The sequence below is a fragment of the Photobacterium sp. NCIMB 13483 genome, from assembly GCF_003025475.1.
GTDB lineage: Bacteria > Pseudomonadota > Gammaproteobacteria > Enterobacterales > Vibrionaceae > Photobacterium > Photobacterium piscicola.
The window spans coordinates 127892-144182 of sequence record NZ_PYLV01000002.1; the positions used below are offsets into that span (position 1 = coordinate 127892).

Below are 16291 nucleotides of genomic sequence, written 5' to 3' on the forward strand. Positions count from 1 at the left end.
AATGATAAATAAGTTAGCAAGTAATTAAAAAACTGTTACATAAGGTGCTGTATTTATAGTCAATGAACAATATTTTTAGCCAATAACTACTCAGATTAGATTTTTGATCTATTTAAACGCATGAACATAGAAGGAATTAATTTGTGAGAAAAATAAATAAAATAACAATAGCGATATTCAGTACTATGCTTAGCGGTTATGTGTGTGCGTCTGATGTTAATCAGATATCAAGTGTTGCACCTTTGGCTTCTGCGGGATTATGTGATGAATTTAATGTTTATCCTGATTGGACGCGGGGTGATCACGCTGGTACTGGCGATATAATGGTTAACAAAAATATTGCTTATTCTGCTGTTTATTGGACTCAATCAGTTCCTGGAAGTGATAGCTCATGGACTCTACATCTTAATTGTGATGGATCTGAGCCAGGTACTGCGGCTGTACTTTCATTACCAAATCCAATGGATCCTGTACGCCTTGAAGTTGCTGGATGGCCAAATGATTTTGTGGTTGCGAGCCCAACATCAACGGCACCGCCAACAATAACTATTGCAACGAGTGCTACTGAAGATCTTGCTGATGTTAATAAGTTAACCGCTAAGTTTGTTTCTATCATAGATACGGCGACACAAGCAGGGCGTTCATCTGTCATTATTAGCAGTGATGTGCTTGATAAAGCGACATTAGATAAAGGTCAGTCTCTGGGTGTTATTGCGGTTAAAGAGGCATTACTCAAAGCCGTAGATACAACCGCAGCTAGCATTGATATTGATAAAATTAATGCCCTTAGTGATGATTTGAAAGGTTGGTCACAAGCTCACAACTTAATTCTAACCACGCTTGCTCCTGAAGCGAGTTTTGGTTGGTCTTTCAGCATTGGTGATTTTGCATTTGATACCCATTCTGGTCGCCAATCTGTGTGGAATGCTGCATCAAGTGCCACCGCAGATCTATTAAATACTCTCGATGTTTACAAAGCAGAGTCATTAACCAAAGCTGACTTTATTAGCTTTACCAAATCAACAACAACGGCTGCATTATCAACTGAGCAATGGCACAACGCACTTGAATATGTAAAACAAGTTACGGATTATATTAAGACGCCTGCAATGCTTGCTAATATTCCAACCGAGCAAGCTGCGAATTATTTTATGGGTCAAACAACACGTGATCAGCAAATTCGTAAAGCGGCTCACAGCAATATATTTGCGATTTTATTTGATAAAGACAGCGCAGATTTAACCAGTAAAATTGAAGCTTACCAAAGTGCGAAAGTGCCATTATATTACGTTGGTGAAGAACTCGAAAAAGGCTCATTAACACGTATTGAAGCACTTAATACTGAGTTAACGAATGCCTCAGATGTCATGGATAATGAAGCCTTCCTCTATGAAACTCCGCAATCACAATGGGTGCCATCGACCGTTTATAAATGGAATGACTTCCTTGATGGACTTAATGCGATGCACAATATTGGTGTCGCGGGTAATAAGTTTTGGTTATTGACTGATGAAGCAGATGATGCCACTAATATTATTTATGCCAAAGTCGCCATTGCTGCGTTCTTAGCACAAAGCATGCAAGAGACAATCCGTTATAACGCATGTGATGAAAACAACTGGTCTGAAATTAAATATGGCGCACCTGCCGATTACCCAATGTCAGCGAGTTGTGGTCAGTTAGGTCAAAAATACGCAGATTACGGTGTTAACCCAGTATCAGGCTTAGATTATGCTTATTCTTGTCCGCGTGATAACAAAATGGAAGTCAGCGCATTAACCCATGCTAAATGGTACGGCGCACCAGCACCTGTATTTGCAGCTCCCGATGCAGTATTAGAAGAGCAAGGCTTACTGGTTAATGGTCATGTGGGACGGTGGACTAACAATGGTCACTGTAATGCGGTGCCAGACAAAATCGATACTTCGAAACAAGTATGGGAACGTGATGAGTGTAAAATCTACGTTGGTCAAAAAGCCGGTACGTTCTTATGGGATGGCAGCAGCCAAGAAAGTGTTGAAGGCTGTGGTTGGTGGGGACGTGGCGTTATTCAAACCACAGGCCGCCAAAATTTTGGTACGTTAAACCATTATTTAGGCCGTTCACACGTTGATCCTGCAACCATTGGTCAAACGATTGATGGTGTAACAGTTGAAGCGCCACCTGTAAACCCGCTATATGCTGATCTTGATTTCTGTTCAAACCCAGGCTTAATCTGTAGTTCTGAGAAGAATAAAGAGATCAAATGGATTGCAGGCTTATTCTATTGGGTAACATCAGTGCAAGCATACTCTAATGAAGGTGGTGATTATGCAGATTGGAACTATTACAACGAACTGAAAAAGTACGTTAATGGTGGCCTGAAAGGAACTGAATTTATTGATGATGTTTCTGGTATTGTGAACCGTGGCTGTCCAGATTCAACTTGTTCGACAGGCGATGTTCATAACATTAAAGAACGCCAAGCCAACTTTAAGCTAGTGCTACAAAAATTAGGACTTAACCCACAGTAAGCAAAATAGTTGCTGTATTAAGTTTGTAATAAATTTAAACCCTGTTTTTCGAAACAGGGTTATTTTTTGCGTTTACATTGTGGTGATCTATTTTGTAAACCTGATCAAATTAGGTTTAATAATTACATGTTTCTAAGGGGCTACCGAATACAGAATGTCTGAGGTAGCATCTTAGAATAAGTGTTAATTATGTACTTTATGGTAAATAGCGAATACTGTTAAATACACAATCAAAAATTGCGAGAGAGTGTATTTATCTATTATTAATCAATATCCTATGTGTAACTGTATGATGTTATCAATACCTGATATCCTATTTAACATAAGGTACATAATGCGCACTGAATCGAGTATAGGGATAGGGCTAAAAATCCAGTAAAACCAAGGGTTAAGCCCGAAAATCCTTGGCTACTTAATTTTGCCGTTATGTCCGCCCATAACTTTTGGGCTTTCTTTGTTGTGGCTCTATCTGCTGCTAAATAGATTAATGCTTCATGAGGTTCAATATTTGAATTTTCAGCAAGGAAAATTGCTTCTGCATCAGTAAGTTGCCGTCTACCATTTCTGATATTGCATATCTTCTGCTGACTGAGCTCTAAATCTGCTGCAATTTGCTTATCTTGTACATAGTTTTTGGTCTTTTTATAGGTGTCCAGTAGCTCATTGGCAAACATAGTCATTCTCCTTTTTTTCTATATTAGCGCGTTAGTATCGGTAAATCGATTATTGCGCTATCGGTTAATCGATATTAGATTATCGGTAAATCGATATTTGGATGTGGTTATGAAAAGAATTTTAGTACATGATTTAGCAACAGATCAGTTTGAATACGTGAACTTTCTTCACGCTCAAACTTTATGTTCATCATTTACAAAACCAGACATTAACAATGGCCGTAAATTATCAGGCTATGTTGATCATACTCGCCCAAATAACGCTTATGTGGCTGATTTACTGAAACGTCAGTCATTAGCAACACCAATTCATTCTTATGACACATCAGATAATATTAAACCGTCTTTTACTGCACCATGTTTGGACATACTGAACTTAGTTCGTCCGCATCGTGCTTTTGCACCGGTTATGTCTCGTGCCTATCTAAACCTGAAAAAGAAAATCGGTGAACTTGATGCTATGCGTTCTTTAGCAGCTGCTAATGATCGTTTAACTCAAAATGAATTTCGTTACACGTTCTCTGATGATGAATTAGTGACATTTGCTAAAGCTAAAAGCCATGCCGTAATGAAAGCTGTAGCTATTATTGAAGATGATGCTCAAGCGTTTGAAGTAGCATCTTCAATACTAGCTGACTACGGTTTGTATTTTTCTGATTCTGTGATCAAGGCTAAATCAGATAAAGGTGAACTGCGTTCGTTAGTAAATCGTGCGGCCAATGAACTTTGGTGGCGCAGAGCTTTACGTAAACTTTCAGCTATTGAAGTTGAACGTGTTGCGCGTGACTTAGCAATTGTACATAAGTACGGACAAGCATATTGCTCAAACTATTCAGTTAGCCGTCGTCGTGAACGCGATACGGATAACAAAGCAATACTTGAAAATACAGTTGCTTATGATGAAGTTAATGAAGATAACTGGTACACATTATCTGATTTAGCAGATAAATCTGTATCAAATCCTGTTGTTCGTCGTGCTGAAATGTTTGTACGTCTAAAGGGATTTGAAGCCATTGCACAAGATAACGATCATGTAGCAATGTTCTATACCCTTACCTGCCCTAGCCGTTTTCACTCGGTGTCTAAGTCGCATGTTAACCAATCATGGTTGGATGCTGGCAAGCCAACAACTCAAGATGCTCAAGCATATCTATTAACTGTTTTTGCGGGTTTCCGTAAGGCATTGGATAAAGCTGGAATCAAGATTTATGGCTTACGTGTTGCAGAACCTCATGCCGATGGTTGTCCGCACTGGCATTTACTTATGTTCATGGAAAAGAACCAACAACCTGTAGTTACTGATTTATTTCAGCACTATGCATTGTTGGATTCACCAGAAGAAAAAGGCGCACAAAAACACCGTTTTACTGTTGAAACTATTGATTGGTCAAAAGGTTCAGCGGTTGGTTACGTTGCTAAGTACCTTTCTAAGAATATTGACGGTAAGCACATTGATAATGATGTTTCATCAAATCTAACAGGTATTGAAGCATCTGAACGTGTTGTTACATGGGCGCGTGTTAATCGAATCCGCCAGTTTCAATTTATTGGTGGTCCATCTGTTACGGTCTGGCGTGAAATGCGTCGTGTTCGTGAAGAAATTAAAGAGGATGATCCTGTGATCGCTTCATTATCTACAGGCGAACATATGGCATTAGAAAATGTTCGTCGTGCTGCTGATGCTTCTGATTGGCAAGCATTCTGCTATGCAATGGGCGGTGTTTTCGTTCGTCGTAAAGATCAAACAATTTCCCCTGTTTACTCTGTTCCTCAAATTATGAGCAAGCTCGTTGATGAATGGGGTGAAGAACATACAACTGAGCGTAATGCTACCACTCGTTATGGCGATGCAGCTATTGCACGTGTGGTTGGTGTTCTGTTCCGTGGTGCGTTCTTAGCAACTCGTGTACGCAATTGGAAAACTGAAAATAAAGAAAAATTCCTGCGTGGAACGAAACGCATCATGTCTGGTGTGGTTGATGTGTTCGATGTACTTGAACGTGAAAATGAATATCACCGTTTGGCTGATGAACAATTCAATGAATACCAACAATATTTACAACGTGTAGATGAGATTACTGCTTTTGCTTTTGATGAAGCGGCATGGCCTTCGTTCGTGGGCGCAGCCCATGACGGAGGTCTGCCCGCTTCATCCTTGGACTTGTGTCAATAACTGTCGAAGATTTGGAAATAAGGAAAAAATAATGATTGTACTAGCTCGCATAAATGACAAAGACGATATTGAAAAGAAAACAAACACTAATACCAATACAGGCGAAAGCCGTGATTCTGGGATCGTGAAATTGCAATTATTCAATCCATCTGAAGTGGTTGAAGCGCGTATTTCTCCTGAGTTATGGGATGCATTCGGTGGCGGTAGTGATTTGGTTAAATTAATTGATAAAAAAGTCGAATTTAAAATTCAGCATGTTGAACGATCATTTGCTGGTGATGGTGGTAAGCACGTTTCATTCAGTGGTTATCATTTATTAGGTATTCCAACATTAGATACAAAGGCTTAATTAAATGGAAAGCCTAACACCTGATCAACTTCAATTTATATCTGATGCATTGTATTGGGGGTTAGGTGTTGTATGTCTCGGTCTTGGCGCAATATTCGGCAGTCAAAGATAATGAACGAGTTCTTAATATTCTATGGCGCTTGCTTCTTTTCTGGTTGGTGTCTTGGGTTTGGCATTTACGCCTATAAACGATTTACAGAAGTTTCTGTAAGTGATTAATATAAACTGGAGTTACAAAATGAATAACGTTAAAAACATCTTAGCATCTAAAAAAACAGCAGCGGGTCTATTAGTTGCTTCTGCTGTTTGTTCTACATCGGCATTTGCTGCTGATCCTGCTTCTGGTGCTGATGCTGCTTTTGTTCAAGTTGGTGCATTGGTTACAAAATTTGAGACCGCGGCATGGCCTATTGCCATTTCGGTAACTGTAGCCGTTATTGGTATCTCATTATTCAAGAAGTTTGCAAAGAAATCTGCTTCTTAATATTTAATCCCATTAAGTTTTATTTGATTAATCGGCAGCCTTTGTGCTGCCTTTTTTAATGGTGATGTATGCGGAAAATATTATTTTTATTTTTATTTTTTAGTTTGAATGCTAATGCTCAATTGCTTTGTAGAAGTGGTGGAATTGGTGCGTCTGTTGCTGGTTGTACTGGTACTTATACAGAGGCGTCTATTAGATCGTGTGTTGAGAAACAGACTGCCAGTTATAAATTTGATCATTGGGTTTCTGGTCGCAAGTGGAAATTCTTGCGCAAAAGGTCTACTGGTGATGGTTGGTATGCAGCTGGTTCTGATGACTACTTTTGTAGTGCTGATGTTAAGTGTCCCGTTGGTACTGAGTTGATAAACGGTGAATGTAAAGAAACTAATTATTGTGATTCTGCGCAATATTCGATTGATTTAGATGCGGCTAAAACTGCATGTGAATCTCAGACAACTGAATTTCAAACAGCTACGTTCTCAGGTCAATGTAATCGTGAAGCTGAACGTTTAGAAAGTACGTGCGATATTGTGGGAGTAACTCCGCCAGAACCTGAACTTTGTCCTGATGGTTCTTCACCTCCCTGTGACGATGGTTCAGGTGGTGGCGGCGGTGGTTCAGGTGGTGGAGGTTCAGGCGGTGGTGGTTCAGGTGGCGGAGGTTCTGGGGATATTGATTTAAGCGGTTTACTTGATGCGATTAATAGTAATAAGAACACGATTACAGATGCTATTGCAGATAGTCGCCCTGCCGTTAATAATCTATTGGAAGTGCAAACAAAAGCGTTAACTACATCACTTGAGTCAAATACTTTATTAGGTGTGGGTATTGCTGCGCTTGATGTTTCTAACGATGCTTTGTCAAATATTGCATCATTAACAAAAGGTTTAAATAATACGTCAACAAATACAAATAATATTATTAGTAATATAAGTTCTAATTTAAATAATGTTGATGACTCTATTAATCAAGCAGCAAATGCAAATACTAAGCGTATTACAGATGAAATTAAAAAGAATAATGATGAACTGAAATTACAATCAGCTAATCAAAATAAAATGATTGATAATCAATTGGTGTCTAATGATTTATTAACAGGTCTTGGTACTAAAACGGATAATTCGAATAAATTATTATCAGGTATAACTGATAATTCAAATTTGACTAATCAATTATTATCAAATATTGATGAATCCATTTTAAAAGATAAAGATCATGTTAAGGGGGATGAATTAACTGAATTATTAACTAAACTTGGTGATAAAAATGCTCAGGGGTTAAATGAGTTATCTTATCGAATACAGGATTTTCATAGAGAAATGACGTTAAATGATTTAAGTCATGATCACCTCTCTAATCTTGCTAATTCTTCTGATGAATTAGCGAATAATAACCTTAATGAATATCAGAAGGTTGTTGAGGAGACAATTGAAACAGCACTTGTTGATACTCCAATGACAGAGGCGTTATTTAATAATGTCAAAGAGTTTGCGAATCAATTGATTCCGATTCCATCAAAGTGTCAGAACTTATCGTTTGGTGATTATTTCACTATTGATTGTGCAAAGTTTCAAAAGTTTAGAGATATATTTGGCTTCTTTATTTATGTCTATACCGCTTTGACGTTAATAGATATTTTGTTTACAGGCATTGTTCCTAATCCTGCAAGGAAACCGTACTAATGGCCTTTCAATTATTACCTGTTATTGTTGGCGGTATTGCCAAGATGGCAAAGTTCCCTGCTCTTGTTGCTGGGTTGTTTTCTGTCGCTACATCATTATTTACTTTTTTCATTAAGTTTTTTACGCGACGAGTCGCAATGAATTTAGTGATCATTTCAATGATTACAGCATCAGCGGTTTTAGCTTATACCACTATTGAAACACTGTTATTTTCAATCAATTTCTTTATGCCTCCTGAGATTGCAATAGGTTTATCAATTATTGCTCCAACTAATTTTACCGCTTGTGCTTCAGTGCTATTTAGTGCGCGTTTAATTCGTTGGGTATGGGAATGGAAAGCATGGGTTGTTTATGCAATCAGCCATTAATTACCGTTAAATTTTAGGATTATTCAATATGGCTGTTTATGTAATAACAGGAAAATTGGGTGGTGGTAAATCAATTATGTCAGTGTCTAAGGTACGTGATTACTTAAATCAAGATCGTATTGTTGCCACTAATATTGATTTAAACCTGCATTGGTTAGTAAGGCATCAAGCTAAAAAGTGCCGAGTAATGCGCGTTCCTGATAAACCGAGTGTATTTGATTTGAATGCTATCGGTTTAGGTCATCCTTTAATTGCTCGTGGTATTAAAGATGAATCACGTAACGGCCTATTACTACTTGATGAATGTGGTACTTGGTTTAATAGCCGTGATTGGAATGATAAAGGTCGAAAGGATCTTATAGATTGGATCATCCACGCCCGCAAACGTGGTTGGGATATAGGCTTTATAGTTCAAGATTTATCAGTACTGGATAAGCAAGCGCGGGTAATGTTTGCTGAACATGTGGTTTATTGTCGTCGTACTGATCGCATGACGATCCCGTTTATTGGTTCACTCTATCGCATGATCACGGGTACACAATTGAAGTTACCTAAAATGCATGTTGGCGTGGTGAAGTATGGCACTGAACGTCATTCAATGACGGTTGATAAATGGACATGTTTCGGCTCTGGCCTTTACAACGCCTATAACACCTCACAGATATTTACCAGTAACTACGATCATGGCGTGTATTCATACCTGCCACCTTACTATACACATTATCGTTACCGCGTAACGTATGGATTTAGAAATATCATGCGTATTACTAAGATATATTTTAAACGTTTTAAGAAAGTAACTTGCTTTGCTGGCGGCTGCTTATTGTCATTGTTGTGGCTTGAGTTTAATGCACCGCCAGAAGCGGAAGTTTTGAAAATATCTCCAACTGAGTATGCTAATTATAAGATTGTGGGGTATTACAAAATGCCAAATCAACCTTATACCTATTCTTTGCAGGATTCGGATGGTACTAGCATTTCAAGCGTTCAACTTAAGGATATTGGTTTTGATGTTGTATCAATCAATGCCTGTACGTTAAAGCTCTCTAATGGGCAGTCTGAATCGTTAATCAAGTGTAGGTAATACCATGAAAGCTATCATTGTTATTTTGTTACTCTCCTTTTCTTTCAATACCTATGCAGCTAAAAAGATTGATGCTTTTGAAGCGCAAAACATGCCAATTGCTGAGTTTGTACAATGGTTTAGTACATCATTAAATAAGAACGTTATTGTTTCGGAAGGTGTTAAAGGTGCGGTGACGTTCTCAGCTCCCTCACTTGATGCAGATGACTTCTACCCTTTTATCGAAACAGTATTAGCAAGTAACGGTTTTCGATTAGAAAAGAACGGCAATATTTTTAAAGTGTCATTGTTACGTGTGGGCGATCCATTACCACAAGTATTGGGCCAAGAATTATTAATGCCTGGTCAAACAGAAGTTGTTGTAAGAAACATCAATGTTGTACCACCAAAGACCAAGTTTTATGACTTACTGCATATCGACAATAAAAGCGTTACCCCTATTATCCAAACCTTATTAGATAACTACAGCACCAATACTGGTGAGACTCAAACCGCATATAGCATCATTATGTTACCTCATGCTAATAGTTTGATTGTAACGGGTTCACCCTCTCAAATTGTTCAGATAGATAACTTGATACAGCGTATTGATGTACGTCGAAAGCAGATATTCGTTCAAGCGGTGGTTGTTGAGTCACAGATTAATGATGGACAAGAAGTTGGCGTAAATCTTAACGCGATGTTGGGTGATTTTGGTTTTTCGGTGATCACCAAGCAAACTGAGGGCGTTCTTACTGGTGGTAGTATCATCTTTAAAGGTGGTGACATAGACGGCCTGATTAATGCCATATCAACTAACAGTAAAACTAAGCTGTTGAGTAAACCGCATTTACTTATTACTGATCGTGAGCAAGGTTATATCACTGTTGGTCAGAACGTACCGTTTTTGGTATCAAGTGAAGTTACCGATGGTGGTAATACGATCCAAAAAATTGAGCGTCAGAATGTTGGTGTATCACTGCGAGTAACACCGCATATTATTGGTGATACGGTATTGATGAACATTAACCAAACATCAAGCAGTGTAAGTAATAGTGATATAGCAAGCGACATCATCACCAATAACCGCCAAATACAAACGGTGATTCAAGCTAAAGATGGCCAATCAATCATACTTGGTGGCTTGGTTGGTGAGGAATCAAGAAACAATGATACGGGAGTGCCGATCCTAAAAGATATACCACTAATAGGCTCGCTCTTTGGCTCAACATCAGACAGAGAGATCAATAATCAGTTATCGGTATTGATAAAGGTCAGCATCATCTAGCTTTTGCTTTAAAAAACAAAAAAAGAAAACTTTGATGGCCGGAGGCCAAATCTAAAAGCGCGTACCACGGTTCAATAGGATTGTGGATAACGCGCTTTTTTGTTATCCACATGACGTGATATGTCTTATATGATTACATATGCAATCTATTTATATTAATGTAAAATAACATCACTAATTTAAATAGATACTTTATGAGCTAGTTAATAAAATGAAGCATGCTAAATCAACAATTACTAGGTTAAAGACAAAAGTAATAGAGACACTTCCAGACGACAATAATATCTATAATTTTAATGGTATTAATAAAATTATAATTATTGATTGTCTAGATGAAGCTCATTCTTTATTAAAAGAGTTAGAAACAAAACCAGACTCATTTGAAGTTGTTTTTCTTAAAAGAAATCTAATTCACATATCTAATTTAGCTAATGAAAATTTAAAAGATCTTAATAGACCGTTTTCAAATAAAGAAAAAGAATTTAATCTGTTTCTAGAAAATGTATTTAATATGACGAGTAAAATTAAAGAAACATATATTCTTGTTGTAACAAAGGCAATTAGGAATGAAGCCGATTTAATTTATATAAAAGATTCTATTGATACATATAATGGTATTTTAACTAATTATAAAACATTAAGTGAATCTTTAGATTTAATGTCAAATAATATAAATAGAGTAGAGTCAGAAATTATTGCATTTCATGATGAATATAAAAACTCTGAAGAATTTGTATCTAGTACCTGTGATGATTTAAAATTGAAGCAATCTGAATTAAATGAAATTTATAATGATGTAATAGATAGTAAAGAATATATATCTGATAAAAAAGAAAAAATATCAGATATTGAAGTTAAATTTGAAATGTTAACAAAAACATCTAAAGTTCAATTGGAGAGCTTAAATGAATCTGTTTCAAATATAGATGAGTTAAATAAATATTCAGAAGAAGTACAAGAAAAGATTAATAATTTGAACGCTGAGATTAATGCAATATTATCTGATGCAAATCGTGCATCAATGGCTAGTTCCTTTTTGAAAAGAAAAGAAGAATTAACATCACCAATAAATAAATCTTCAAATATAATGAATATAGCATTAATTGCAATTGGGGCAATTTCTTTCTATTTATTAAAGATCAGTGGATTTGGTAATGGTGACTTTAATTATCAAGATTTTTTGATTAAGTTACCTATTATTGCCCCTTTTATTTGGATCGCATGGAGTAATAGCCAACGTAATAATTATTTAGTTCGTATTCAAGAAGATTATGCTTTTAAGGCAGCATCAGCAATGGCTTTTGAAGGATATAACCAACAAGTTCAAGATGTTGATGAAGACTTACAAAAGAAATTACTATCATTATCTATTGATTGTATGGGAGCTAATCCAATTAGACTCTTTAATGATAAAGTAAAAAACACACCAACTTCTGAATTTACTGATTTTGCTTCATCTCTTATGCAAAATATAAAACCTACGATTAAAACAAAACAAACGGATAAAGAAGATTAATCTATAAATAGCCGACTTTTTTAGTCGGCTTTTATTTTTAGGGTAATTTCTTAATCATTCTTGCTGTTCTTAATACTTCACGTTGGAAACGTAATTCTTCAGCCGCTCCTATTTCAATTAGAGCATTACCCATGATTATTCTATCTGGAGTTAACGGCCAACCATCAGGGGTAATCAGTTTTCCTTTTGATATTTTCCAACCATCCCAATCATCATCCAGTGGTGATAAATCTCGGTAAGCATACATTTTCATTAAACGCCTACAGATTGGTGGTATTGTCTTACCTTTATCCCACTGTAAAACCGTTTTAGGTGTCTTAAAGCACAGCTTTGCTGTCATCTCAACAGTTAGATTGCAGGTGTAGAATCGAAATATTTCATTATCAGTAATGTGGCGTTTCTTATTGATTTTGTTCATTTCTTTGCTAAAGAAAGAATTCTATCACTTCGTCATATGCCCTATATGTATAATGAGTTGTATATTTCAATATCTAAGTTATTAATTATATTAAGGTAAGTTCTTGAGCATCCTTGCTGTTTGAATGATCTTAGTCTTAAGCGCCCTTTCATTTTCTGAGTTAATCTCCAGTAACGCATAGCCTGTCAATATTTGTTCAGGTTTAAGCGAAATCCCTGCTGCATTTGTTAATTCTCCATTCTTGATTTTCCAGCCTTGCCAATTGGGGTTTATAGTCGCCAATTCCATTCCTTTATATATTCGCATTAGCCTTTTACATTCAGGAGGAATCGGTCTTCCTTTATCCCATCGTGTGATGGTGGTCACACTTTTAAAACAAAGTTCAGCAGTGTCTCTTTTGGATAATCCACATGTGAATTTACGGAAAACATAGTTTTGAGTAAGGTTAGTTCTCATTGCATCATATCCTGCTTATTTTGTCTTATTTTTAGTAATGCGGATTTATGCTTTGCTTTGTAATTAATTCGTTGTAAATCATATTGATAAATAGAAACATCTTTAACATAACGCAAGCATAATGCGCACTTAGGTTGTAGGTCCCATTTAGAAATGTCCGGTTTGAACCCGTTAGAAATGTCATGTTGAACTATCTTCAGATCATAGGTTTTGCTATGAACTGGAATCAATAAATGTTGCTCACTATGACTGAAAATGAATTAAGCCGAATAAAAGTTATTCAAGATGTTTGTGATAAACAAATTACTGGTGTTGAAGCTGCCCGTCGACTTAACTTGAGTTGTCGTCAAGTATCACGATTAGTAAAACGCTTTACTCAGTTCGGTGCTGGCGGATTACTTTCACAACAACGCGGCGTGCCAAGTAATCATCGTTATGATGATAATCATAGGCTGCGTATTTTAAATCTCATCCACGAATATTACGCAGACTTTGGACCCACGTTAGCACGTGAAAAACTGATTGAACGCCACGGCATTAAAATTGGATTAGAAACCTTACGCCAATGGATGATCGCTGATGGCCTTTGGGTACCACATTTCAAACGTAAGCCTCGTGTTTATCAACCACGTCATCGACGTCATCGACGTGATTGTTATGGTGAGTTAATTCAGATAGATGGCTCACATCATGATTGGTTTGAAGGTCGCAGTGACAAATGTTGTTTGTTGGTTTTCATTGATGATGCCACCGGCAAACTGATGAACTTACGTTTTAGTGAAACAGAATCTGCGTTTGATTACATGGTCGCCACGCGCGAATATGTTGAGCAACATGGCAAGCCCACTGCTTTTTACAGCGATCGACATGCGGTGTTTCATGTCAATAAACGGGATGCAAAAACAAACCGCATCACTCAGTTTGGTCGTGTATTGCATGACTTAAACATTGAATTGATTTGCGCAAACAGCTCTCAAGCCAAAGGCCGTGTTGAGCGTGCCAACAAAACCTTACAAGATCGCTTAGTCAAAGAAATGCGTTTACAACACATTGATAATATTGAACAAGCTAATGCGTGGCTCCCCGACTTTATCACTGATTTTAACCAACGTTTTGCTAAAGCTGCTCAATATCCTAAAGACATGCATCGGCCATTACGTGAATCTACAGATGAATTACATGATATTTTTGCATGGCAAGAGCCAAGAAAATTATCAAAGTCACTGACATTTCAATATGATAAAGTCATCTATTTAATTGACCCAACAGAAGAAAATCAACGACTTGTACATCAAGTTGTTAAAGTTCTAGATCGCCCAGATGACACCATCGCCATTCAATACGGCCATCGTAAATTAGAATTTAAGGTATTTGATAAGCTCGAAGAAGTCGATCAAGGTCAGGTAGTCGATAACAAACGTTTGGGTGTAGTATTAAAATTTGCTCAAGCGAAACAGCAACAATATGACCAACAACAAAAGCGTAGTCGCAGCAAAAAAGCCCCTAAACGAACCGCTCAACAACGGGCAATCCGTCAACTTGAAGCCATCAATCCAGTGTTAGTTCACCCAGAACAATTTAAACCCAGCACCAGAAAAAAGCCCTGACTTCCCTACTCTATAACCCCAATTTCACCACAATGAACTACTTTAAAAGGAGACATTTTAATCGGGGAATAATGAGGACATTTTAAAAGAGAGAAAACATAGGTTGTAACTCCCAAGGTAAAGTGTCTCTTTTTTGCAAAGCTAAAATGTCCTGTTTTTCTATAGTGATCAGTATCTGCTGATCAATGTGAGTTAAACAAAATATGTTGGTTACCATGAATGACAAAGAGATATTTCGCTTAGGTACAATTCGTGATGTTTGTGAAAAACGAATCAAACGTAAAGATGCTGCACAGCTTCTTAATGTCAGCGTTCGTCAGGTTCAACGATTAATAACACGCTATCGAGATCTTGGTGCTGTTGGTTTAGTGCATCAACGTCGCGGACAATCACCAGGCAATAAAATTAATGCTGATGCGGTAGTTTGTTTGATACCCACTAATTTGGCGGTATTACTTTGAGTTATATTCTGTGCTTTACGTTGATATCTTACTGCATTTGCTAGCATTTTTGTCGATGTTATTTGTATTTCATCACCATACTTAAATTATCCCCTGTAAGAGATATATCAATGTTATCCTCTATAAAGGATATTTGTTAATTATTCGCTATAAGGGATAAATTTTATCTATGAAGATTATTCAGACTTCTAACTCAGATTGGCTGCTGAACATAGTAGGTCAACAGCTTTTTATAAAGTTCAGTAAGTTAAAGAAATACGTTGCAATACATTGATAAGATAGAATAATGTATTTCTCCTCTGTTTATCGCTAGCTTTAACCACCGCCATACCAAGGTTGTTCATATCCTAGTTGTTTGAATGGTCTACCTACTCATTCTTTGCTTTGATCTTCGCCAACGTATATAGACTGGTTAGTTATTTTCCATCTACTCTAATTTTAGTAATTATTATATATAAATCTCAAATATTTAACTCTAATCATAGAAGCTCTGGTGCATATAATTTAAAATATTTAGATTATCTTAATACTATCCCTTTTTGGAATTTAAAATGAAAAAATTAATGTTTGCTGCATTCCTATCAATTCTTGGTGGGTGTGCATCTCCTGATTATAATTATACTTCGATTACGACAGAAATTAGTGAGCCACCTTTAGATACAATTAATACTGCATATATCGGTGATGTAATGCTAAGACAAGGTAAATATTCTGAGCATGATGCAATATATTTATCTAAAACTGTAGGAGCTGGTTGGGCTTATGATGTTTTACCTGGTTATTATTTGAAGCAAGGGGATGATAGTAATTCTGAAACATATATGCCGAGTAATGATACCGATGGCGGTCGTATTGATAAAGCGGTATTAGCAGATCCTTGGTCGGCAGTAATGGTATATAAAGATAAACCAACATTGTGTGTGATTACCGCATTTAGTGCGATGGTTTGTGAAACAAATGCAACGTTTGAACGAGTAAAAAAACCTGTATTATCAACAAACTCTTTTCAACAGACTTTGATTTATAATGGTAAGGTTGGAAATAAAATAAATATTGGTTATCGAGAATTTTCAAATAATTTAGCACGTCCTGCATTTAACAATAATGTCGAATATGATCTTAAAGCATCTAATAAAATTGGTTATAAAGGTGCAAGAATTGAGCTTATAGAAGCTACAAATGAGTTAATTAAATATAGAGTTATTAGGAATTTTAATAAAGCATCTTTATAAGGAATAA

At 36.7% G+C, this 16291-nt stretch carries 14 protein-coding genes and 1 pseudogene; 12 read left to right on the top strand and 3 right to left on the bottom strand.

Translation table 11 applies throughout. From position 1 onward, the window contains the following. Positions 1-143 precede the first annotated feature (143 nt). A complete protein-coding gene (locus tag C9I86_RS02440) occupies positions 144-2513 on the top strand; it encodes a cellulose-binding domain-containing protein (protein WP_107275515.1) in 2370 nt (789 codons plus the stop codon). Between the two features lie 317 nt (positions 2514-2830). Here the strand turns inward: C9I86_RS02440 and C9I86_RS02445 are convergent, their stop codons facing one another. Continuing rightward, positions 2831-3187: a DUF3693 domain-containing protein gene (locus tag C9I86_RS02445; RefSeq protein WP_107275516.1), complete on the bottom strand. Its 357-nt coding sequence runs from the start codon at positions 3185-3187 to the stop codon at positions 2831-2833. 109 nt (positions 3188-3296) lie between these two features. Between C9I86_RS02445 and C9I86_RS02450 the strand changes: the two genes are divergently transcribed. From C9I86_RS02450 to C9I86_RS02495, 8 genes are all read left to right on the top strand, one after another. Then, entirely contained in the window at positions 3297-5360 is a 2064-nt protein-coding gene (locus C9I86_RS02450) for a replication endonuclease (RefSeq protein ID WP_107275517.1), read from the top strand. Positions 5361-5391: 31 nt separating this feature from the next. Then, positions 5392-5709: a hypothetical protein gene (locus tag C9I86_RS02455; protein WP_107275518.1), complete on the top strand. Its 318-nt coding sequence runs from the start codon at positions 5392-5394 to the stop codon at positions 5707-5709. Positions 5710-5947: 238 nt separating this feature from the next. Continuing rightward, entirely contained in the window at positions 5948-6193 is a 246-nt protein-coding gene (locus C9I86_RS02460) for a major coat protein (RefSeq protein ID WP_107275519.1), read from the top strand. 68 nt (positions 6194-6261) lie between these two features. Continuing rightward, the gene (locus C9I86_RS20130; RefSeq protein ID WP_199190733.1) at positions 6262-7875 is read left to right on the top strand and encodes a hypothetical protein; all 1614 of its coding nucleotides are present in this window, start codon (positions 6262-6264) and stop codon (positions 7873-7875) included. After that, positions 7875-8243 (top strand): DUF5455 family protein, encoded by a 369-nt coding sequence (locus tag C9I86_RS02480; RefSeq protein WP_107275522.1) that lies wholly within the window; start codon positions 7875-7877, stop codon positions 8241-8243. Before C9I86_RS20130 ends, C9I86_RS02480 begins: the two co-directional genes overlap by 1 nt. A gap of 28 nt (positions 8244-8271) precedes the next feature. Beyond that, complete coding sequence (locus C9I86_RS02485) at positions 8272-9327, top strand: zonular occludens toxin domain-containing protein (protein WP_107275523.1); 1056 nt, start codon at positions 8272-8274, stop codon at positions 9325-9327. Between the two features lie 4 nt (positions 9328-9331). Further along, positions 9332-10594: a secretin N-terminal domain-containing protein gene (locus tag C9I86_RS02490; RefSeq protein ID WP_107275524.1), complete on the top strand. Its 1263-nt coding sequence runs from the start codon at positions 9332-9334 to the stop codon at positions 10592-10594. A 211-nt stretch (positions 10595-10805) separates the two neighbouring features. Next, the gene (locus C9I86_RS02495) at positions 10806-12110 is read left to right on the top strand and encodes a hypothetical protein (RefSeq protein ID WP_107275525.1); all 1305 of its coding nucleotides are present in this window, start codon (positions 10806-10808) and stop codon (positions 12108-12110) included. Positions 12111-12147: 37 nt separating this feature from the next. On the opposite strand, the gene C9I86_RS20245 is transcribed toward C9I86_RS02495, so the two are convergent. Together C9I86_RS20245 and C9I86_RS02505 are read right to left on the bottom strand one after the other, a co-directional pair. Beyond that, positions 12148-12363: a DUF3653 domain-containing protein gene (locus C9I86_RS20245; RefSeq protein ID WP_241956833.1), complete on the bottom strand. Its 216-nt coding sequence runs from the start codon at positions 12361-12363 to the stop codon at positions 12148-12150. Between the two features lie 255 nt (positions 12364-12618). Further along, on the bottom strand, positions 12619-12984 hold the full coding sequence (locus tag C9I86_RS02505) for a regulator (protein ID WP_107275527.1): 366 nt from the start codon (positions 12982-12984) through the stop codon (positions 12619-12621). Positions 12985-13229: 245 nt separating this feature from the next. Between C9I86_RS02505 and C9I86_RS02515 the strand changes: the two genes are divergently transcribed. The 3 genes and pseudogenes from C9I86_RS02515 (at position 13230) to C9I86_RS02530 (ending at position 16284) form a co-directional block, all read left to right on the top strand. Further along, positions 13230-14591, top strand: a complete 1362-nt coding sequence (locus C9I86_RS02515; RefSeq protein WP_107275677.1) for an ISNCY family transposase — start codon at positions 13230-13232, stop codon at positions 14589-14591. 215 nt (positions 14592-14806) lie between these two features. Then, a pseudogene (locus C9I86_RS02520) lies at positions 14807-14995 on the top strand (helix-turn-helix domain-containing protein); the annotation flags it as partial. A 608-nt stretch (positions 14996-15603) separates the two neighbouring features. Continuing rightward, a complete protein-coding gene (locus C9I86_RS02530) occupies positions 15604-16284 on the top strand; it encodes a hypothetical protein (RefSeq protein WP_146142620.1) in 681 nt (226 codons plus the stop codon). Positions 16285-16291: the final 7 nt, after the last annotated feature.

Bases quoted from the DNA above. Each gene is read 5' to 3' on its own strand.
- C9I86_RS02455 (WP_107275518.1), top strand. From the start codon at position 5,392: ATGATTGTACTAGCTCGCATAAATGACAAAGACGATATTGAAAAGAAA.
- C9I86_RS02445 (WP_107275516.1), bottom strand. From the start codon at position 3,187: ATGTTTGCCAATGAGCTACTGGACACCTATAAAAAGACCAAAAACTAT.
- C9I86_RS02490 (WP_107275524.1), top strand. From the start codon at position 9,332: ATGAAAGCTATCATTGTTATTTTGTTACTCTCCTTTTCTTTCAATACC.
- C9I86_RS20245 (WP_241956833.1), bottom strand. From the start codon at position 12,363: ATGAAAATGTATGCTTACCGAGATTTATCACCACTGGATGATGATTGG.
- C9I86_RS02530 (WP_146142620.1), top strand. From the start codon at position 15,604: ATGAAAAAATTAATGTTTGCTGCATTCCTATCAATTCTTGGTGGGTGT.
- C9I86_RS02480 (WP_107275522.1), top strand. From the start codon at position 7,875: ATGGCCTTTCAATTATTACCTGTTATTGTTGGCGGTATTGCCAAGATG.
- C9I86_RS02495 (WP_107275525.1), top strand. From the start codon at position 10,806: ATGAAGCATGCTAAATCAACAATTACTAGGTTAAAGACAAAAGTAATA.
- C9I86_RS20130 (WP_199190733.1), top strand. From the start codon at position 6,262: ATGCGGAAAATATTATTTTTATTTTTATTTTTTAGTTTGAATGCTAAT.
- C9I86_RS02460 (WP_107275519.1), top strand. From the start codon at position 5,948: ATGAATAACGTTAAAAACATCTTAGCATCTAAAAAAACAGCAGCGGGT.
- C9I86_RS02505 (WP_107275527.1), bottom strand. From the start codon at position 12,984: ATGAGAACTAACCTTACTCAAAACTATGTTTTCCGTAAATTCACATGT.
- C9I86_RS02515 (WP_107275677.1), top strand. From the start codon at position 13,230: ATGACTGAAAATGAATTAAGCCGAATAAAAGTTATTCAAGATGTTTGT.
- C9I86_RS02450 (WP_107275517.1), top strand. From the start codon at position 3,297: ATGAAAAGAATTTTAGTACATGATTTAGCAACAGATCAGTTTGAATAC.
- C9I86_RS02485 (WP_107275523.1), top strand. From the start codon at position 8,272: ATGGCTGTTTATGTAATAACAGGAAAATTGGGTGGTGGTAAATCAATT.